21 protein-coding genes are annotated in these 19711 nt (G+C 36.1%); 3 read left to right on the forward strand and 18 right to left on the reverse strand.

What is annotated here, in order from left to right:
- Positions 1 to 247 precede the first annotated feature (247 nt).
- The 5 genes from B5Y67_RS23910 to B5Y67_RS26075 all read right to left on the reverse strand — a co-directional run bounded on the left by B5Y67_RS23910 (position 248) and on the right by B5Y67_RS26075 (position 2331).
- Positions 248 to 670 (reverse strand): nucleotidyltransferase domain-containing protein, encoded by a 423-nt coding sequence (locus B5Y67_RS23910; protein WP_088228877.1) that lies wholly within the window; start codon positions 668 to 670, stop codon positions 248 to 250.
- A 68-nt stretch (positions 671 to 738) separates the two neighbouring features.
- Positions 739 to 1044 carry a type II toxin-antitoxin system RelE/ParE family toxin gene (locus B5Y67_RS23915; RefSeq protein WP_088228878.1) on the reverse strand — a complete coding sequence of 102 codons (306 nt, stop codon included), beginning with the start codon at positions 1042 to 1044 and terminating at the stop codon, positions 739 to 741.
- Positions 1031 to 1300 carry a type II toxin-antitoxin system prevent-host-death family antitoxin gene (locus B5Y67_RS23920; RefSeq protein ID WP_088228879.1) on the reverse strand — a complete coding sequence of 90 codons (270 nt, stop codon included), beginning with the start codon at positions 1298 to 1300 and terminating at the stop codon, positions 1031 to 1033. Before B5Y67_RS23920 ends, B5Y67_RS23915 begins: the two co-directional genes overlap by 14 nt.
- Before the next feature lie 81 nt (positions 1301 to 1381).
- A complete protein-coding gene (locus B5Y67_RS23925; RefSeq protein ID WP_088228880.1) occupies positions 1382 to 1930 on the reverse strand; it encodes a transposase in 549 nt (182 codons plus the stop codon).
- A gap of 107 nt (positions 1931 to 2037) precedes the next feature.
- On the reverse strand, positions 2038 to 2331 hold the full coding sequence (locus B5Y67_RS26075; RefSeq protein ID WP_088228881.1) for a DNA-processing protein DprA: 294 nt from the start codon (positions 2329 to 2331) through the stop codon (positions 2038 to 2040).
- Between the two features lie 191 nt (positions 2332 to 2522).
- On the opposite strand from B5Y67_RS26075, the gene istA reads away from it, so the two are divergent.
- From istA to B5Y67_RS25510, 3 genes are all read left to right on the forward strand, one after another.
- Positions 2523 to 3992 (forward strand): IS21 family transposase, encoded by a 1470-nt coding sequence (gene istA, locus B5Y67_RS23935; protein ID WP_088228882.1) that lies wholly within the window; start codon positions 2523 to 2525, stop codon positions 3990 to 3992.
- The gene (gene istB, locus B5Y67_RS23940) at positions 3989 to 4756 is read left to right on the forward strand and encodes an IS21-like element helper ATPase IstB (protein ID WP_088228883.1); all 768 of its coding nucleotides are present in this window, start codon (positions 3989 to 3991) and stop codon (positions 4754 to 4756) included. The genes istA and istB overlap by 4 nt, the downstream gene beginning before the upstream one ends.
- A gap of 614 nt (positions 4757 to 5370) precedes the next feature.
- Positions 5371 to 5514 (forward strand): hypothetical protein, encoded by a 144-nt coding sequence (locus B5Y67_RS25510; RefSeq protein ID WP_170932794.1) that lies wholly within the window; start codon positions 5371 to 5373, stop codon positions 5512 to 5514.
- 134 nt (positions 5515 to 5648) lie between these two features.
- On the opposite strand, the gene B5Y67_RS23945 is transcribed toward B5Y67_RS25510, so the two are convergent.
- The 13 genes from B5Y67_RS23945 to B5Y67_RS24005 all read right to left on the reverse strand — a co-directional run bounded on the left by B5Y67_RS23945 (position 5649) and on the right by B5Y67_RS24005 (position 19623).
- Positions 5649 to 7070 (reverse strand): oligosaccharide flippase family protein, encoded by a 1422-nt coding sequence (locus B5Y67_RS23945; protein ID WP_088228884.1) that lies wholly within the window; start codon positions 7068 to 7070, stop codon positions 5649 to 5651.
- Entirely contained in the window at positions 7057 to 8121 is a 1065-nt protein-coding gene (locus B5Y67_RS23950) for a polysaccharide pyruvyl transferase family protein (protein WP_170932795.1), read from the reverse strand. The genes B5Y67_RS23945 and B5Y67_RS23950 overlap by 14 nt, the downstream gene beginning before the upstream one ends.
- Before the next feature lie 13 nt (positions 8122 to 8134).
- Positions 8135 to 9148 (reverse strand): glycosyltransferase family A protein, encoded by a 1014-nt coding sequence (locus B5Y67_RS23955; RefSeq protein WP_088228886.1) that lies wholly within the window; start codon positions 9146 to 9148, stop codon positions 8135 to 8137.
- A gap of 11 nt (positions 9149 to 9159) precedes the next feature.
- Positions 9160 to 10053: a glycosyltransferase gene (locus B5Y67_RS23960; protein ID WP_088228887.1), complete on the reverse strand. Its 894-nt coding sequence runs from the start codon at positions 10051 to 10053 to the stop codon at positions 9160 to 9162.
- A 1-nt stretch (position 10054) separates the two neighbouring features.
- Positions 10055 to 11167 (reverse strand): EpsG family protein, encoded by a 1113-nt coding sequence (locus tag B5Y67_RS23965; RefSeq protein ID WP_088228888.1) that lies wholly within the window; start codon positions 11165 to 11167, stop codon positions 10055 to 10057.
- Positions 11161 to 12036, reverse strand: a complete 876-nt coding sequence (locus B5Y67_RS23970) for a hypothetical protein (RefSeq protein ID WP_088228889.1) — start codon at positions 12034 to 12036, stop codon at positions 11161 to 11163. The genes B5Y67_RS23965 and B5Y67_RS23970 overlap by 7 nt, the downstream gene beginning before the upstream one ends.
- A gap of 2 nt (positions 12037 to 12038) precedes the next feature.
- Positions 12039 to 13133 (reverse strand): glycosyltransferase, encoded by a 1095-nt coding sequence (locus B5Y67_RS23975; RefSeq protein ID WP_170932796.1) that lies wholly within the window; start codon positions 13131 to 13133, stop codon positions 12039 to 12041.
- Positions 13134 to 13216: 83 nt separating this feature from the next.
- Positions 13217 to 14203: an NAD(P)-dependent oxidoreductase gene (locus B5Y67_RS23980; RefSeq protein WP_088228891.1), complete on the reverse strand. Its 987-nt coding sequence runs from the start codon at positions 14201 to 14203 to the stop codon at positions 13217 to 13219.
- Positions 14204 to 14689: 486 nt separating this feature from the next.
- Positions 14690 to 15235 carry a dTDP-4-dehydrorhamnose 3,5-epimerase gene (gene rfbC / locus B5Y67_RS23985; RefSeq protein WP_088228892.1) on the reverse strand — a complete coding sequence of 182 codons (546 nt, stop codon included), beginning with the start codon at positions 15233 to 15235 and terminating at the stop codon, positions 14690 to 14692.
- A gap of 13 nt (positions 15236 to 15248) precedes the next feature.
- Positions 15249 to 16112, reverse strand: a complete 864-nt coding sequence (gene rfbD, locus B5Y67_RS23990) for a dTDP-4-dehydrorhamnose reductase (RefSeq protein ID WP_088228893.1) — start codon at positions 16110 to 16112, stop codon at positions 15249 to 15251.
- A 53-nt stretch (positions 16113 to 16165) separates the two neighbouring features.
- Entirely contained in the window at positions 16166 to 17200 is a 1035-nt protein-coding gene (gene rfbB / locus B5Y67_RS23995) for a dTDP-glucose 4,6-dehydratase (protein ID WP_088228894.1), read from the reverse strand.
- 43 nt (positions 17201 to 17243) lie between these two features.
- On the reverse strand, positions 17244 to 18161 hold the full coding sequence (rfbA, locus tag B5Y67_RS24000; RefSeq protein ID WP_088228895.1) for a glucose-1-phosphate thymidylyltransferase RfbA: 918 nt from the start codon (positions 18159 to 18161) through the stop codon (positions 17244 to 17246).
- Between the two features lie 70 nt (positions 18162 to 18231).
- A complete protein-coding gene (locus B5Y67_RS24005; protein WP_088228896.1) occupies positions 18232 to 19623 on the reverse strand; it encodes a sugar transferase in 1392 nt (463 codons plus the stop codon).
- Positions 19624 to 19711: the final 88 nt, after the last annotated feature.

Consider the following 19711-nt stretch of genomic DNA (forward strand, 5'->3'; position numbering starts at 1 on the left):
GAACGAACAATATCGTTCTTCTTTAAAGAAAGAAGCCCTTCGAAGAAAATCTTCGAAGGGTTACTTTCTTAGCCTACTGAATTCTATAATGAATGTTAAGTCAATAGCTGCCTCACAGCCTCTTTGTATATTCAGAATAATTGAATCCTGCTTTGTATAGTTTTCCAGATTTTTTGGGTTGTTTTCATATTCCTCATAAATACGCTCAACACAACGCTCAATAATCGAGCATTTGTTATAAACCACATCATCCCCCATAGATCGTCCCACTCTCTTTTATCCTTTTTAGAATAAGTGCCCGTTCCTCATTAAGAAGAGCGTACTCTTTGTACGTACGAATGAAATAATATTTCCGTCGCGTCTCATCCTGACAATAAAGAACTTTTCCGTATCCAACCACTTGAACTTGAAACACAGTGCTAACTAACTTCAAGTTAATACAATCACAACTCTTACCTAGTAAATCGGCCAAGTCTTGAGCCATACAAAAAGACTGATATTCATTAACGACCTGATCGGTCAGATAAGCGATATCAATATCACTATCCCCGCGGGCTCTGCCCTTGGCATAGGAGCCAAATAGGATAATGAGCCAAGGAGCTACAGATTTTCTTAACGTATGGATAATAGTCTCTATTTGCTTTGAATGAAGTTCAAGATGGCCCTCCATTAAAATTAGCTCCTTCTCCAAAAAAATACAACCATATTATGCCAATAATATGGTTGTAAATAAAGCCATTATTTCAATAAGTCGGGATAATCCCTCATTCCATGAAGTACTCTGTATACTACGACCTCGTCATCAATTACCTTATAAAATGCGATGTAGCTATCGATAATCAGCATACGGTATTCCTGTTTTGCCAACTCATTATCCGGTACAATTTTACCAATATGCGGAAGCTCCGCAAGAGTATCTATTTTGTCAGTAATCTTGTTGATCACTACAAGCGCCGATTTCGGACTGCCTTCTGCAATATAAAGATATATTTCCCCAATGTCCTCTCGCGCAATCTGTAATATCTTAATCTTATACTTGCTCATTGTGCAGACCTCTGATATATTCTCTCACATCATCTGTTGAATAGGTAGGAGCGCCGCTAAGACGTTGTTGTTCAGCCTCTAAAAGTTTGGCCCTCAGGTTAAGCATTGCTTCCCTGCGTTCAAATGCAGCAATGCTCATTACAACTAACTCACCCTCACCATTTTTGGTCAAATAAACAGGTTCAGACTTTTCTTTACATATTCTTGTTATTTCACCAAGCTCTGTCCTTAATGCAGATGTGGGTTTAATAATCACGATCTATCACTCCTGTGCAAAATTCTGACTTAATTATGATCTTATTATATGCCAGGTTTAGCACAAATATCAATGCGATTTTCAATTGAAGATGACGCCATCTTCCACAAACCTTTGATATTTCAGCCTCTTGGGATCCTTAAAATAGCCCAATATCTTATAGGTATCTGCCAATGAATTCTCTATTTCCTCTTGAACGTAACTCTGGTAACTACTCCAGTTATACTCCTGTGGCCTTTCCACCATCTCTGCCTTCACTGGATTAAGATGAATATAGCGGCTAACTTCAAGGTAATAAGGATTGTTATCCACCAGTTCCCAACGAAAACGTCCTTGAAAAAGATGACCGACAAAGCTGTACTTCTGATTGAAATAAACCGCATAGTCCTTATTAATATGATACATGATCTTAGTGATGTCTACAGTGGTTGTCTCAATTAGTAAATGAACATGGTTATCCATTAGGCAATAAGCATGAAGTAAAAAAGGACAAATAACTTTCAACCGTTTCAAAACAATAAGATAAAATTCACGATCCTCGTCATCCCGAAAGATATTTTGCTGGTGATTGCCCCGGCACATGATATGATATGTATCACCTGGAACCCAAACCCTTCTCTTCCTTGGCATAACCCCACCTCATTTATCCCTTGTTCAAGTAATTCTCCTTATTTTACCACGACCAAAGTATTCCTTCTACAATAAAATCTACTCAACTCCAATTACCTAAGCCTTCTTTAAAATGTCGAATTTTCCAAGATATCGGAGGTTCCAGGAACCTGTCCGGAACGGTGACCAACGGGAGACGTTCCGGCGAATAAGCACGCCGTATGAGCGTAACTGTCAATTCCTTTGGCCAACCCACTAACCACGGTTACCCCTTGTTGAGCCAGGTCTGCCGAACGCGGACCATTGTCTCGTTCAGAAAGATTCAGGAAACCAACTGGTAACAGATTCGGAGTCTTTAGACATAGCAGCAGATGAGGCGACTTTGTACCGGCTAAAAAAATGGTTTCAAATACGGTTGCCATATTTTCTTGGCTGTCTTAGTGCAATCGCTATCCGTCTCGGACAAATCCCTGTGAAAGAGCCGTCCATCTATAAACGCTAAAATAAAAGTGAGCCAAAAATAAGGGAAACGCCAGGAAAAAAGTGAGCCACTTCTATAAAAAAACCTGTATAGTTCAGTAAAGAGAAAAGCTGACGTACAGGGGGAGAAAGGGTGTCAATAGAAGTGGATATTTACGAAAAGATACGCTATTTGCACGTACATGAGGGCAAGTCACAAAGGGCAATTTCTCAGATGCTCGGGATATCACGCAATACGGTCAAAAAATACTGCGAAGGATCACAGGTCCCCTGGGTACGTCAAGGAACAAGTGGTCGTCAGCGATATGTGGTTACTAATGAGGTCATGGATTTTATCAAAAACTGCCTAGCCATTGATGAAACAGAAAATATTAAGAAACAGAAACACACTGCTAAGCGAATATATGACCGCCTTGTGGACGAAAAAGACTTCAAGGGCGGCGAATCAACTATCCGGGAAATCGTAGCTGAACTAAAAGGCAAACAGGCAAAAGTATTTGTCCCATTGTCTTATGATCCGGGAGAAGCGATTCAGATCGATTGGGGCGAAGCAACCGCATACATCAGTGGCAAAAAGACGAAGTTGAACTTGTTTTGTATGAGGGAGTGTTACAGTGCAGATATCTACTGCCGGGCATATTACCGCCAGAACGAGGAAAGTTTTCTCGAAGCCCAAATCATCGGCTTTGACTATTTTGAAGGTGCCCCAAAACGGGTGATATTTGACAATGCTAAAGTAGCCGTTAAGGAAGGGTTCGGTACCCATGCCAAAGCCCAAGACAGATACCTTGCGTTGGCCGCACATTATGCCTTTCAATGCGACTTTTGTAATGTAGCGTCGGGGCATGAAAAAGGGCTGGTCGAGGGACTTGTAGGCTGGGTGAGGCGCAATGTTTTAGTGCCCATACCTCGAGTAGAAACGATTGACGAGCTAAATACAGAAATACTGCGCAGGTGCTTAAAATACCGTGAACATAAGATAACTGGCCGCGAGCAGACCGTCGGTGAGATGTCCATGACCACTAGAGTCATGCTGACATCACTGCCACGATATAGATTTGACCCAAGCAAGAGCATAACACAAAGAGTTAGTGATTTTTCAACGGTGAGGTTTGACTACAACCACTACTCCGTGCCAGTTAAGTACGCTGACAAAGAAATCAGTATTAAGGGCTACGGTAACGAGATAGTGATGATATACAGAAATACTGAGATAGCCAGGTATCCTCGCTGTTACGAACGAGGACAAACCAAATATCGTCTTGAACACTACATAGACCTGATTGAAAAGCGTCCTCGCAGTGTTTTCAATGCCAAGCCTGTAAAAAGTACCCTAACAACACAATTGCTGGAGATCGGCAGACGGCTTTCTGGCCCGCGTGAAATGGTCAAGTTGCTAAGGCTTTGTGTTGACTATGGAGAGGACAAGGTTCTGAGAGCAATAGCCTCTCTGAAAAGTCCCGAACTATCGGTCGATCACATAAGAGCTTTTCTAACGCCGATTAATACACCTGAAAAAATACCTGTAGAAATAGATATTCCGGTGCCCAAGCCTCAGTTTGAAAAGTATAACGTTCTGATGAACAGGGGGGCTGCGGTATGAGTGGGGCCCATGAAATCAACCCTGTTAAAGAGAGCATCAAGCTTTATGCTAAGCAACTCAGAACACCTGCATTCGTAAGCTATGAAAACGTTGTCCGGCAGCTCTCTCCTGGTGACGGATATGACCAATTTCTCTGTGAGACCATGAAACTTGAGGTCTCACAGCGACAGGTTGCCGGGCAAAGACGCAGGGTTAAAAAAGCTTGCTTTCCAGTCATGAAGACCCTTGATGAATTCAAATATGAACGACTCGAACATATAACGGACTCCTACATATGGGAGCTTGCCTCTTGCGATTATATTAAAAACCGACAAAACATTGTAATGATCGGTACCCCCGGCGCAGGGAAAACCCATCTTTCTATAGGACTGGGCATGAAGGCCTGCTATGCAGGATTTAATGTAAAATTCTATTCGGCGATCAACTTGGCGAACGAACTTGCAGAGGCTATTCAGTTTCACCGGTTGTCAAAACTCGAAAAAAGCCTAGCCAAGATTGATTTACTGATCATCGATGAACTCAGTTATCTTACCTTTAACCGTCACCAATCCGAAATGTTGTTTCAGGTGATATCGGAACGTTCCGAAAGGGGGAGTATAATCTTAACCACCAATCTAGAATTCTCACGTTGGACAGAGCTATTTGAGAACGAAATTATGGTTGCAGCATTGATTGATAGAGTAACCTTCCGGTCCCACGTATTAAACATGAATGTGAAAGATTCTTACCGATTAGAGCAGACACTGGCTAAACAAACCATGTGAATATAGGCATGGAGTTTGGCCGCGCGCGCCTGTAAAATCTCCATTCGGGCTACGCCCTCTTTCCGATTTTACAGGCGCATATCTTTACCAGTGAGTGGCTCAATATTCTTCCAGCGTTTTCACAAATATGGATCACCTTTTTACTGGCGTTAGTGGATCAATTTTTTTCTGGCGAATGGCTCACTTTTTTCTTGACATTCGCAGTCCATCCCTTCACTATCCGCACACCAGCGAATCGGACTTTATGTCGGCAACGCACCAGGGTGGCTCGCGAGAATTGTTCGACCCATTGCTAATTCAAATTTATGGCTACATACCCGTTCTGCATTTTTTGTCCGGAACCACTTAAGTTAGACTCGAAGAGAAGTCAACTTAAGGAAGGTGTTGGGGATGAAAGATCGGAAAAAGGCCGAGGAAATTGCTGCCGAGCGTGTACAACTTTTAGCACCGTTATTGGCGGATGGAATTGATGCGGCCAAAATACGGGAAATTAAGTGAATAAATTCAGGGTAAAAGTAGGAAATATTGTTATATAAGTAAGTAGTTTTGATTGATGGAACGCCGTATGAGGTGAAAGTCTCACGTACGGTGTGGAGCAGGGGAAAAAGTGGAGATTGTATCAAAGCCTTACCTATTGCTATGAACGACGACCGCCGGGAGTCGTTTCGGCGAGTACGAGTCCCCGACCGAGCGGGGACCGCGAGGCGAACATTACCAGATTTATCCTGGCGCAATCAGAATTGTTTCCCATTGTTTGAGGGTACGACCCCGTGGGAAGGTTGACCGGATGGGAGACCTTCCCTCGAGCAGTATCACCGTGAGGGTGGTTCGCTTTTTTCGTGCAGATGGATTACATTAAGCGGAATCTACACCGGGTAAGTTACATATGTGGTTAGATTATCCAAGAAACTTTTTTCTTAACAAAGGTAAAAATTTTATTAATCATATCTAAATTTAGCATAAAAAATATCAAATATGACACAAATATTGTTATTAAACATATTAGTTGGTTTTTAAAATAGTAGGCAAGAAGAACAACAACTAGTAAAAAGGAATAAATTACTAGTGTTTTGATTTTCAACTTTATTTTTACGTACTTTTGAATGTCAATTAATCTGTAAATAGCCATGGCTAGATATGCTACCAATGTTGATAATGATGCTGCATACAACCCTATTTTTGAAATCAAAATCAAATTTACTAAAAAGTTTATAATAGCAGCAAAAAAAGATGTCTTAGCTATCTCATCGCTTTTCTTTAAAGCAAGATAAACAGACCCAATTAGTGATACTAAAATATTAAAAATGGTAGAAATTAACAATATTGGTATCTGATAATAAGCATTTTTGTAGCCCTCACCTGTAATTAGATATTGAAACACAAAAGGCATGGTTGCAATTAAACAAATAATAATACCCAAAAAAAGTACAAATGCTTTGTCAATAATATCAGAAAAAAAAGTTCCACAATCATCATCGCGTATGTGAAGTGCAGTAGATTCTGACCATGTAAGATTAAAAATACTATAAATTGTAATTATTATTGCTGATAGTTTATTAGCTGCTGAATATATTCCATTAAAAGAAGAACTCATCATATAGGTTATTAAAATTCTATCTGAAAGATTTACAATCCACCAAGATAACATGTTTGGAATAAGAGGAACAGAATACCTCAATATCGCTTTTAATTCATTTTTATCAAAATCCTCTAGGTGAATGTAAATAAGCATTTTCTTTTTCAAAAAGACAAATAAGAAACATAGTAGATTAGCTATAAAAGAAGCTAAAAGCATTCCTAATGCACCAAGCCCAAACACTGCAATAAATATAACATTTAATGCAACGGTTGAAACACCAGCAATTAGACTACCGATAGAATAAGTGACGTTATCTCCTAGGCCTCTAGTCACCTGTAAACAATAACTTGAAAGCATAGAAATCACTACGTTAGTAGCCAGAAATATTTTATATTGATTAGTCCATAGTTTACCGATTAAAGAGAATACAATTAAATATAATATTGTTTGTATGCAAATCGATAAAAAAGAAGTTGATAATAGCTTCTTAATATGCCTTTCATCTTCTCTAGAATCGATCAAAAAACGAAAGATTGCTTGATCAATTTGTAAGAATACAACCGGCATCAAGAGTGATATGTATGTATTTAGGAGATCAACCGTGCCATACTCTTCAGTCGTAAGTAAAGCAGTATAAAGTGGCAGTAGAAAAAAACTTATAAATTTAGTACTTACTTGGCCAATTCCAATAATTATTGTATTTTTCACTAATTGTGATTTTTTATTGTCTCTCATTACTTTTGCCCAGCACCTTATCTAAGGAATCGAAATGTTTTTCAGCATTTGATTCCAAATCCGAGATATCAAGTTTATAATTCAAATCTAAACTTTCCATTTTTGATAGTTCGATAAAATTGCTTTCTCTTATATCGAATATTCGGTTTTCGTAACCCGCATCTTTTAGGGCATTGATTGTTTTATCACTATAAGCTAATGGGATAATAGTACAACCCAACGAGAGTCCAATGATATTGGCGTGAAAACGAGATCCAAATATAATAGAAGAACTACTCAATTCTTCAATAGCTTCTTCCACATTGCCATCATAATAAAATTTTTTTACATTATCTTTTGATAATAAAGAATTGAATATTATTTCTATTGCTTCTTCATCACCTTCGTTTTTACAAAAGGACATAAGAACTATATTATATTTCAATTCTTGCAAATTCTTAATCAGTTTAATCATGGTGCTTTCATATCTATCGGTTATAACTTTATCAAATCTACAGTAAGTATCAATTATTGATAATACAACTTTTTTTTCGTTTTTTCGAATCTGATTTAGTTTTCCAAAAGAATAAATAATATCTGGAGCAACTCTTACATTTTTCAATTTTTTAAATAACTCGTAAGAATAAGTATCTCTAAAGCAAACATCTTTAGCTAAGGAAAAGTATTCCCTGCTTTTATCAAAAAAATTTTCTGTTAAAAATGGGCCGAAATTGGCACCAAGAATATAATGTGGTTTTGAAAACATTAAATAATTTTTAAATTCTTGTTTTTCTATAAACATACTTCCACCCAGTGTAATAACTAGGTCACATCTATTAATTATTCTAATTCTAGTATCATATTTGCTTTTACTAAAAAACTTCATTAACTTTAAAGCTAAACTTTCGATAAAATAAACTTTTTTTGAATAAAAAGAGATATTATCATGTTTTAGATATTTAGCTATTTCGTCAAGATAGAAAATGTGGTCCTTATATCTTTCACATAGTATATTCAAAAAAATATCATCACCTAAATTCTTATTTATGTATGCGATAACATAGATTTTCATTTTCGTCATCCCTTTAAAGCAAAAAACTATTTTGCTTTTTATTTTTAATACTGTATATAAAATGTACAATAGAAAATAAATTATATTTTGAGAGCAACAACAGCACTTTGTCTTTACTCTTTAACTTTCCATCTATACTATCAAGATTAAACTTTAAATAGTTGTAATATTCTTTTATTGATACAACCGATTTTTTTCTTTCCCATAACGAGACAGCTGTATTTATTAATCTTAAATAAAATTCGAGGCATGTATAATTATACGCTATTCCATTATAACCGACCTCACCAAGATAATCCTTTAGAACTTTTAATATCAGTTTTATATCCGTATATTGAGTTTCATAGAATTTATTTGTAACCGAACTTGGATTTTTACAATAGTTATAGAATGTATACCCCAATAAAGATATTTTATTACATCCTTCTATATATCTTAGATTGAACATCCCATCTTCAAATGACTTTAATGTTACCGGAAAAAAAACTCCCTGCTTTTTTATTATTTCACGTCTAAAAACTTTTCCGCCGATACATCTGCAATTTCCATATTTTGTGTTGCAATGCATTTCTTCAAAATAGAAAGAAATTATAGAATTAATTATTTCGTTTTTAGGACATTTCTCTATATATTCTAAATTAAACAAAGGTCTTCTTTGGCCTTCAAAGCACTCTAGCATATTAGATAAAAATAAATCCACCTCTGGATCATAATCTACATACTCCTTAATCCTCACAAGGCTATTATCATCAATCCAATCGTCTGAATCTAGAAATAGTATCCAATCACCACTAGAAATTTCAAGTGCTCTGTTTCTTGAATCGGATACACCTGTATTTTTTTTATTAATTATCTTTATATTCTTATTGTTATTATATTGATTAATAATATCCAAGGATTGATCTGTTGAACCATCATTTACAATTATTAGTTCAAAATTATCAAAATCCTGATTTATAACGCTTTCGATTGCCCTTAATACATAGTTTTCACAGTTAAAAACAGGCATTATTATTGATATAAACATCCACTGACTCCTTATAATTTATTAAAAATCACCTTCATAATATAATTACATTTGGAATACTTATAATTGGTTTTTATCATATATTTAGTTAGCAACAAAAACTTATGTTTTAAACTCTTTTTATAAAACGAGAGCGAAATCAAATATTCTTTCATCATTTCTTCAACAAAGTTACTTTTTAATAATTCGATTGCACTATTGCTGGCATCATAGTCTGATTCTTTAAACCTATTGAGCATTGTATTATAAATTTTTTTATGTTGATTACTCATCCCTAATGTATTATTAGGATGCTGCCTATACTTAATATAAGAATCATTATCTAAAAACACCTTTGCACCAGAAATAATTGCGAATTTATATAAAAAAGAATCATGCATTGTATAATTGTGTATGCTTGAATCAACTACATTTTTTCTTAAAATTTCATCAAATACCATAGTACATCCAGTAGCTTGATTCCTCACCATTGCAGGATTAACAGAAGGACTATCCAACAGTTTTGTCTTAAATAATGGTTTCAAATTCACATCAACAACATTTAAAGAAGATAAATATAATTTTCCTTTCAGTGAAATCATCTCATCTAAATGATCTATTGCAAAACTAAGTTTATTTTTTCCCCAAAAGTCGTCTTGATCACAAAAAGCATAATAATCATATAACTTAGCATACCTTAATAATGTCATGAAACTTTCTGCAGGACCAACATTCATGTTAGATTCCATGACAATAATTTTAGATGAATCATATGTTTTCACAATGTTCGTAGTGTCATCTGTTGAGCCATCATCTCTTATTAAAATCGAAACATCAACTTGTTCTTGCGATAAAACTGAATCAATTTGTTCTTTAATATATTTCTCGCCATTGTATGTAGACATCAAAACTAATACTTTTCTCACTCTAATCACCTTGAAATACAGTTCGATACGGCACTGTTTCGTCTAATCTGTGATATCCGTAATAAACAAAAGAATAACTCATAAGAAGCGTTATGACGATAATTGAAATAATAACTTTGTTTTCCCTTTTCTTAAAATGATAAATGAAATAAGGAATGACAAAAATTGTAAAGTAATAAAAGTAATAAGAAAATCTATAAGCATATGATGCTTTTAACCCTACAAAATATAATACTAAATCAAGAACCAGAAAATAGAAATAAGTTCTTAGTCTAATATCTTTACTATTATATAATTTGTAAAAAAGAGAGACTATTAAAACAATGATTTTCAGCAATAATTCTATTTTAATAATTCCACCATCAGTATTGATATAAAGAAGGTACCTTGCATTGAGTCCTAAATTCGTAACCAATAGCATAATTATCTGATCATACCAAACTACAAACATAAGTGCAAAAATAAAAATTAAGACCTTGATCCAGTTTTTCATCTTGCCATTGTTTATCATATAGTTAATTGGATATAGCAACATAAAGAAAATAGCGGCCTGATGAAACAATGACGCAACGAGACATAAGACTACATATTTAATTGGCTTCTTTTCAAATAGATATTTTGAGGAAAATAATATAATTGCAATTGCAATTGATTGCCTAGTCATATTTAATGATTTGTTAAAAAATAAAATCATAAAGACTAAGTAAGCAACACTATATTTATGTAATTTAAACCTATTGTCGTAACATGCTCTATACACAAAATATTGAATAAGAAACTGTGATGCAAAATATACGACACCCACACTGGAAGTAAATCTAGAAATTACATAATTCATCAAAACATAGAGAAATTCTACATTCGACACCTCAGCAACTAATACTTGTGCTTGAACAAAATCGTTGCTTTTTAAACATATATCAAAAACATTTTTAATATAGCTATGAGTATCTGTACCTACACCAACCGCTCTAAAAGAAGCTAAAAAACATGGAATACTAATAGCTAATAATGAGAAGAATTTTCCTGCCTTTTTTTTACCTTTTTTAAATTTTAATTCTGCTTCATATGCAAAAATAAAACTAATAAAAAATGTGCAAAAATAAATTAGCATTTCTTTTCCTCCTCCATTTTGCAATTTGAGTTATACTTTCCTAAAACACCTTTTTTCCCATGTACAATCCCTAATTTCACCATTTTTGTCTTTTCTGACGAATTATCCTCTAAGAATTTAATTCCGATATAGGTTTTTGTTCTATAACCAAGAAAATGTTTTAGAAAAAATAAAGGATGCCCCTCCTTACAAGCTCTATAAAAACAATAAGTTTCATTTCTATACATATAGTAATCTCGCAACGGGGAGTGGTTCATCAATGGAATGCTGATAAACAATACTTTTTTTATCACCGGCTCTCCTATGACATGATTCATTAATATACGATTACATAAAACTATCTTCTTATTAATTTTAAAGAATTGATAACAAAGATCAAAGTCTATATGATCTATAAAAAGTTTCTCATTATAGCCCTCAATCATTCCATAACAATCTAAGTTAAGAACATTGCCCGAAGTAATCGTTTCTTTTACAATAGAATATCTTTCCTTACAATTGTGTTTCTTTAAACGAACACCATAAAGGGCAACATCTTTTATTTTACAAGTGCTTATTTCATTAAAGTATGCTGAAAAATCATCAAAAGAAGAATCCTGATCCATCGTCAACAGATGAGAAAATCCTGACTGCTTTGCTCTTGTTGCACAATAGTCCAGAGCAAAACCCAAACCTTTGTTTTCTTTAAAACTAATATACTCATACTTATCAGTGTTAAGTAATGAACTTATCATTACATTATTGTCTATTTCACTGTTATCAAAAATATATAAACATTTTAAATCTTCAATATAAGTATCAATATTTTCAATAATGTTCTCATCTGGATAGTATAAAACAACAACCCCAGCTATATTCAAATCGCTCATTTTTAAACTTCTCTCAATATATTCTTTAAAGTATCAATATTGGCATTAATTGAGTATTCTTCCTCAAGATATTTTCTTGCAAACCTACCCATTTCTTCAAATCTATCATAATTATTAATCATAGATTCAAATCCTTTTTCCCAATCATCACCATCTACTAAAAAACCATTTTTTTCTGAGACAACAACGTCTTTATTTGTACCAACGTTCGATGCTAATACTGGAATTCCTCCAGCATAATACTGAAGAGCTTTAAGAGCACACTTGCCACGTGACCAATCTGTATCGAACAAAGGCATAATTCCGAAATCAGAACTTCTTATTTCATCGTATTCTGTAGCGATATTCCAATCTTTTACTACAATATTAAAATTATAATTAGAGCTTTCTTTTTCTATTTCGTAACTGGCTCCTATCAACAACAGTGTGCAATTAGCAATGTTGTGATTAGTTATAACTTTATTTAAACCATCTAGTACTGTATATATGTAACTAGTATTCCCCGGATTTCCAATCCACACGATTTGTAATTTATCGATATCATTTATGTACTCTTCTTTTGCTTTTATTTTATTTGTATCGATAAGTGTAGGAAATATTGTTGTCTTGTTATTATATAAATTACAGTGCTTTTCAAGAAAAGAATTACCACATAGAATATGGTCTGCTAGCCTTATTGTTGTGTCAAATCGTTTTCCATATTTTAATTTATAGAGTAAACCATTGCCTCTAGAAATTTCAGAAGTTTCATCAACAAAAACCGCATCATCTAAATCGAGTATAATCTTGTTCCCTCTTTTACTTAATTTTTTTTCTAAAAACATAGGTCCAAAGGGTACAACGTCACGATGTATAAATACCAATGCATCTTTATCAATTCTATTAATTTCTGAAATTCTTTTAAGGTACATGAAAGGAAGTTTTAAAGCTAACTTCATTTTTCCTGCGCTTTTAAAATAAACATAATCTTCGTTACTCATAAGAGGAAGGACTTGAAAATCAAATTCATCTCCTAAATATGGTAAAAAATGATATACTCTATATCTCGAACTAGCTTGCATATCTTCGCAAGGGACAAAAAAAACGATTCTTTTCATCATATTTACCTCATACAATTATTTTGTAAAAAGATGATCAAATAACCATATAAAATGAAATCTATATAATATTAGTGATCTCTTTATTTCAATTTCTTCTTACCACAATCTTCAAACCAGTCCTTGAAGCTTTCTTCTAAACTCCAATGGAACTCATACCCACAATTCTTCAGCTTCTCACCATTGATATTTGTACAAATCATCAACTTCTTAACCCTTGCTGGATGAATTCCTACGGCCGTACCACCGATAGGACCGAGCACTCTTGCTGCTCCCATTAGTAGCCATCCCGGCACTAACATTATTCTTCTCTTCAATCCAGTCGCACTCTTCATTGCCTCGCAAATCTGCTCAATAGTGTAAGCAGGAGAGAAGGTACAATTGTACACTCCTTCAAACCCCTCCTCTAAACTGTAGAGGAAAAACCTCACAAGTTCTTTTACATAAATACAAGCCTTGATGGTATCTTTTCTTCCTGTATAAACGAAGTATCTACCCTTTATACCAGCGTATAAACGAGTCATATTTCCATACTCACCTTTACCATAGACAATTCCAGGTCTAACAATTACTAATTGCCTTCCCTCTCCTACCGCCCATTTCTCATGTATCTTCTCAGCAACTAATTTGCTGATACCGTAAGGAGTATTAGGGGTAGGAAGGGTTGTTTCCTTCTTCTCTTCCTCTGATGCACTATATGGTGCGATTGATGAGGTAAATAGGATTTTGGTGATATGGTGGTTTTCACACCACTCTGTTACGTTTTCCGTACCACGGATATTTGTTTCAAAATATTCTTCGTCTTTATGTCCTGGATTTCTATGAACTGCAGCAAGATTAAAGACTATATCTTCCGGAGTTGTTTCAATTTCCCACTCTATCTTTTTTCTCACATCTACTCTTTCGTAGATGACTCCATCATTCTTTTCAACAATTCCAGGAACGACTCCCTCTTCACCCGGCATGACCATGTCTAGGCAGTAAATTTTCGCCTCTTTTTTCTGCTCCTTGAGTAAATGGATGAGGTGTGTCCCTATAAATCCTGATCCGCCAAAAATAATGTAATTCATTTTATCTGACTCCTTTTAGGGACCTCGTCCCTTTCTTTTTTTGTTTTTGACTTTACCTCCCACTCTTCTTATCAACTACTAAACTCAACATCCCATCTTCTTACCTAGCCAATACTAACAATCCTCACAACTTCTCTTGTGAGGATTGTTAGTATTTAGGTTTTGTGGTTGATGAGGTGTTAGGTTAGTGGTTGATTCGTTTTCGTTTTCGTTTTCTCTACTTCACTGCCCCATATCCTTATCACCCTCATCGCTCCGATGAAGTGGATCATAAACCCACGGATAGTTGACCAAGAAGTATCACACTTACTCCTCGGCATTCAGAGCCAGAATCCAGACCACACTAAATGCAGTAGAGTTATGCACTCAGAGCACCATATTGTACAATCCCTACTTTCTTGCTTCCTTACTTATATCATACGTGCGCTTTTATTCCATTATCATATCAAAAATACCGATTTAATATTCTCATTACTTCAATAGCACTCAATAATTACGAATCCCACGCCAATTCTTATCTCTCTCACTTAAGCAAATCTTCATTTCCTCTTCAATCGGCCACTCAATCCCAATCTCCGGATCATTCCAAGCAAGTCCGCCTTCATCCCCAGGATGATAGAAGTCTGTACACTTATAACAAAACTCTGTAGTCTCCGATAGCACCAAAAAACCATGGGCAAACCCTTCAGGTATATAGAACTGTTTCTTATTCTCATCGCTAAGTTCTACCCCATACCACTTACCAAAGCTCTTACTGTCTTTTCTTAAATCCACCGCCACATCAAACACAGAGCCTCGAATAACTCGAACCAACTTCCCCTGTGGATGTTGTTTTTGATAGTGTAGTCCACGTAAAACACCTTTTACAGACATTGACTGGTTATCTTGAACAAATACCATATCCAGTCCCGCCTCATGCATATCCTTCTGATTGTAAGTTTCCATAAAGTAACCTCGGCTGTCTTCATGTATAGTGGGCTCAATTACATAAAGCCCTTTTATTGGACAAGTACTTACTTTAATCTGCCCCATATTAACACTCCTGTTAAAACTCTATTTCTTTAAGATAGCGACCCAAAGCATCCTGCCATGAAGGCATTCTCTTAAAACCGTTATCAGACAACTTTTCTTTACTCATTCGGCTGTTAAAAGGTCTTTTTGCCTTCGCTGGATAAGCACTGCTATCAACCGGATCAATTAAGATGCCCTTATAAATAGAATTGATCTCCGCAGCTTGTCTGAAAATTTCGCAAGCAAATTCATACCAAGAACACAAACCTTCATTTGTGGCATGATAACGCCCGTACGTTTCAGTCTCAACCATGTCAACGAGTAGTCGTGCAAGATCATACGTATAAGTAGGAGAACCTATCTGGTCATTTACAACTCTAAGTTGGCTTTGCTTTTTACCAAGATTCAACATCGTTTTAACGAAGTTATTGCCATTAACTCCAAATACCCAAGCTATACGAACAATGAAGTATTTAGAAAGGCTGTTTTCAACCGCAAGTTCCCCTTCATATTTAGTTTGGCCATATACATTAAGAGGACTCCGCTCATCATCGGGAAGCCACGGCCTTTTGCCTTGCCCATCGAATACATAATCTGTAGAGATATACATCATCTTAATATCCAGCGCTTTACATACCTTAGCTACATTTTCCGTACCAGTCGCGTTGACAAGTCGGCACTTCTCCAAAGCGTCCTCTGCTGAATCCACCGCAGTCCAAGCAGCACAATGAATTACTGCATCCGGATTGGCTCTTGTGATTACTTCGCTAACAGACTTATCATCGGTTATATCCATTTCATGAATATCAACACCGATTGCGGTATGCCCTCGTTTCCCAAGTTCATTAACAACATCGTATCCAAGCTGTCCATTAGATCCAGTAACTAATACCTTCATTAGATATTCTACTCCTCCATATAGACTCTTAATAAACTGTTAAAAAACTGCCATTACTTCTCAGAATTTAATCTCTTACGATACATCTTCTCAAAATATTGAGTGTATTCGCCAGTGAGAATGCCTTCCCACCACTTCCTATTATCCAAATACCACTGAATGGTTGTTTTAATACCATCTTCAAATCTAGTTTCAGGTATCCATCCTAACTCTCTATGGATTTTAGTAGGATCGATTGCATACCTCATATCGTGACCAGGACGGTCAGTTACATAAGAAATAAGGCTATCTGGTTTTCCCAATTCACGAAGAATCGTCATTACAACCTCAAGATTTGTTTTTTCATTATGGCCACCAATATTGTAGACTTCACCCGAACGACCTTTTCTCATTACTAAGTCTATTGCTTTACAATGATCTTTTACATATAGCCAATCCCTTATGTTTTCACCTTTACCATAAACAGGAAGAGACTGATTAGCTAAAGCACGACTAATCATCAAGGGTATTAACTTTTCCGGGAAATGATAAGGACCATAGTTGTTGGAACAACGTGTAATTGATACGGGTAGCTTAAAGGTTCTATAGTAAGCAAGAACCAATAAATCTGCTCCAGCCTTACTTGAACTGTATGGGCTACTTGCATGAATCGGAGTGTTCTCAGTAAAGAATAGATCTTTTCGATCTAAGGGAAGGTCACCATATACTTCATCAGTCGAAACTTGATGATAACGCTCAATGCCGTATTTTCTGCAAGCGTCCATTAAAACTCCTGTACCAATAATATTTGTCTGAAGGAAGATGGAAGGGTCTTTTATACTTCTATCCACGTGACTCTCTGCTGCAAAGTTGACTACAATGTCTGGATGCTCTTCTTCAAAGAGTTCGTATACAGCTTCTCTATTGGCAATGTCGGCTTTCACGAACCTAAAATTCGAAGTTTTCATAGCCTTTTCAAGAGTCGAGAGGTTTCCTGCGTAGGTAAGATTATCTAGGCAGATAATTCTATCCTCTGGATGCTCCTCTAATTCGTAATATATAAAATTAGAACCTATGAATCCGGCTCCACCAGTCACTATTATGTTCATAACTTTTTCTCCTAATAAAAATGACCTGAAACAATCTCCTAATTTAACCTTCGGCTACTAATCGCAGTTGAGGATTTTTCTCAACATATTTTCCAGTCAGTACATCCATCAAGTACTCGCCATATTGGTTTTTACTAAGAGGTTGAATTGCTTTGATTAACTGTTCTTTATCAATCCACCCATTAAGATATCCAATCTCCTCAAGGCAAGCGATTTTACGATGCTGATGTGTCTCTACAGTCTTAACGAAATTTGTTGCCTCTACAAGGCTTTCATGTGTACCAGCATCGAGCCAAGTGAAACCTTGTCCGAGTAACTCTACATTTAACTCCCCGTTTTTAAGATACATACGATTAATGTCAGTAATCTCGAGCTCACCACGAGCTGAAGGAGTTAAACTTTTAGCATAATCAACTACACGATTATCGTAGAAATAGAGACCTGTAACACAATAATTTGATTTTGGAATCTTTGGCTTTTCTTCTATAGAAATTGCTTTCCCATTCTTATCAAACTCGACAATCCCAAAACGTTCCGGGTCATCTACATAGTATCCAAATATTGTAGAAATCTTATTTTCAGCATTTTCCACAGCACTTTTAAGACGTGTCTTAAAACCATGACCAACGAAGATATTATCACCAAGCACCATTGCCACACTATCATCATCAATAAATTTTTCACCGATGATAAAAGCCTGTGCTAAACCATCAGGGCTTGGTTGCTCCGCATATGATAGTCTAACCCCGAACTGATGACCGTCGCCCATAAGTGCTTCAAATCTAGGAGTATCGGCAGGAGTGCTTATAATCAAAATATCCCTTATACCTGCATCCATTAATACACTTATCGGATAGTAAATCATTGGCTTGTCGTAAATTGGCAACAACTGCTTAGAAGTAACCATCGTTAATGGATAAAGTCTGGTACCGGAGCCTCCGGCTAGCACTATACCTTTCATATCTCGATTCTCCTTAACACTCATTTCATAAGTATTAATTCATTAGGTTTAGATATAAAGTCTATGTTTTTCAACTCGCACCCTTCCTCAACAACACCACTGGCACCGTCTTCGCCAAAATCGCCATATCCATCCACAACGACCATCGCTCCACATACTCAGCATCCATTTCCATCCACTCTTCAAAATCCACTTCATTCCGTCCACTGATCTGCCATATACAAGTGATCCCTGGCTTAACCGCTAACCTCTTCCGATGCTTCGGATCGTACATATTAACCTCATTCGGCAATGGTGGCCTTGGCCCCACTAAACTCATGTCACCAATGAATACATTCCATAACTGCGGCAGCTCATCTAAACTCGTTCTCCTCAAAAATCTCCCAATAGGAGTAACCCTCGGATCATTCGTTATCTTAAATACAGGACCGCTCATCTCGTTAAGATGAGCTAACTTGGCCTTTAATTCTTCAGCATTAATAACCATTGATCGGAACTTATACATTTTAAAGGTTCGTCCATTGATACCCACTCGATCCTGAGCAAATATCACTGGCCCCTCGGACGTCAACTTAATAGCAATTACAATAACCAAGAGAATCGGACTAATAACAAAAAGGCCAACACCCGTAAGAATAACATCGAATATCCTCTTGGCTAATTCATGCCAGGGACGTCTAGGTTTTCCGTCGTAGGCAACCATCGCCATTCCATCAAAATCAACGGGTCGGCTCCGCGTCAACTTAGCTACCAAATCATCGAGAAGAATCGTGACTGTCTTACCCATTTCATTGAGCAAATCCACACAAGTTCTAACTCTTTCATCGGATAATGGGGCTGTGATTACCGTAAGATCGACGATTTGCATATTAATCACTGTTTGAAGATTCGTGTAATCTCCTAAGTAAGGAATTTCTAAGCTGTTCCTTTCCGGTGCCAAATAACCAATAACTTTATATCCCAACTGAGGACTGGAAATAACCTTCTGCAGATATGTGTGAGCAGCCGCACCACTACCTAGAATTAAGACATAACGAGTATTACGGCCAACAGCGCGCCATGCTTGTAAGAACAAACGGACCATTATGTGAAAACTCAATGTTAAACACAAAGCCACTATCTCAAAGTAAAATACAAATCGGTTATGTATAAGCGTCGGTTTGTAAAACGTGACAATTGTAATTGTTACAACAAAGGTAGTTATATGTGTCTTAATTAGCTGCTTCATTTCCACGCTCAAAGCCATAAATCGCCGGGATTGATAGACACGATGAACATTAGAACTTATCAACCAACATAAGATATAAACTAAAAATATAAGAAAATACTGCTCCCATACTCTCCCATTAACAGATTGTTTGAATCGATATAGTTCAACACTAAAGTAAAATCCTAAACCGAAAACAATTAAATCTACTATCTGGGAAACATCATCTAAAATCGTCCCAAATTCTCTTATCACATTTTCTCCTCCTCTTGAAGATAAACCAAACTTCTTTCTTCAAAAGGACTACCTGATCTCAAACATTTGGCTTGAGTCGATCAATAAT

Source organism: Desulfosporosinus sp. FKB (assembly GCF_002196705.1).
GTDB lineage: Bacteria > Bacillota > Desulfitobacteriia > Desulfitobacteriales > Desulfitobacteriaceae > Desulfosporosinus.

Excerpts from the sequence above, each read along its gene's own strand:
- B5Y67_RS23910 (WP_088228877.1), bottom strand. The coding sequence starts at position 670 with ATGGAGGGCCATCTTGAACTTCATTCAAAGCAAATAGAGACTATTATC.
- B5Y67_RS23915 (WP_088228878.1), bottom strand. The coding sequence starts at position 1,044 with ATGAGCAAGTATAAGATTAAGATATTACAGATTGCGCGAGAGGACATT.
- B5Y67_RS23925 (WP_088228880.1), bottom strand. The coding sequence starts at position 1,930 with ATGCCAAGGAAGAGAAGGGTTTGGGTTCCAGGTGATACATATCATATC.
- B5Y67_RS26075 (WP_088228881.1), bottom strand. The coding sequence starts at position 2,331 with ATGGCAACCGTATTTGAAACCATTTTTTTAGCCGGTACAAAGTCGCCT.
- istB (WP_088228883.1), top strand. The coding sequence starts at position 3,989 with ATGAGTGGGGCCCATGAAATCAACCCTGTTAAAGAGAGCATCAAGCTT.
- B5Y67_RS23945 (WP_088228884.1), bottom strand. The coding sequence starts at position 7,070 with ATGAGAGACAATAAAAAATCACAATTAGTGAAAAATACAATAATTATT.
- B5Y67_RS23950 (WP_170932795.1), bottom strand. The coding sequence starts at position 8,121 with ATGAAAATCTATGTTATCGCATACATAAATAAGAATTTAGGTGATGAT.
- B5Y67_RS23955 (WP_088228886.1), bottom strand. The coding sequence starts at position 9,148 with ATGTTTATATCAATAATAATGCCTGTTTTTAACTGTGAAAACTATGTA.
- B5Y67_RS23965 (WP_088228888.1), bottom strand. The coding sequence starts at position 11,167 with ATGCTAATTTATTTTTGCACATTTTTTATTAGTTTTATTTTTGCATAT.
- B5Y67_RS23970 (WP_088228889.1), bottom strand. The coding sequence starts at position 12,036 with ATGAGCGATTTGAATATAGCTGGGGTTGTTGTTTTATACTATCCAGAT.
- B5Y67_RS23975 (WP_170932796.1), bottom strand. The coding sequence starts at position 13,133 with ATGAAAAGAATCGTTTTTTTTGTCCCTTGCGAAGATATGCAAGCTAGT.
- B5Y67_RS23980 (WP_088228891.1), bottom strand. The coding sequence starts at position 14,203 with ATGAATTACATTATTTTTGGCGGATCAGGATTTATAGGGACACACCTC.
- rfbC (WP_088228892.1), bottom strand. The coding sequence starts at position 15,235 with ATGGGGCAGATTAAAGTAAGTACTTGTCCAATAAAAGGGCTTTATGTA.
- rfbD (WP_088228893.1), bottom strand. The coding sequence starts at position 16,112 with ATGAAGGTATTAGTTACTGGATCTAATGGACAGCTTGGATACGATGTT.
- rfbB (WP_088228894.1), bottom strand. The coding sequence starts at position 17,200 with ATGAACATAATAGTGACTGGTGGAGCCGGATTCATAGGTTCTAATTTT.
- rfbA (WP_088228895.1), bottom strand. The coding sequence starts at position 18,161 with ATGAAAGGTATAGTGCTAGCCGGAGGCTCCGGTACCAGACTTTATCCA.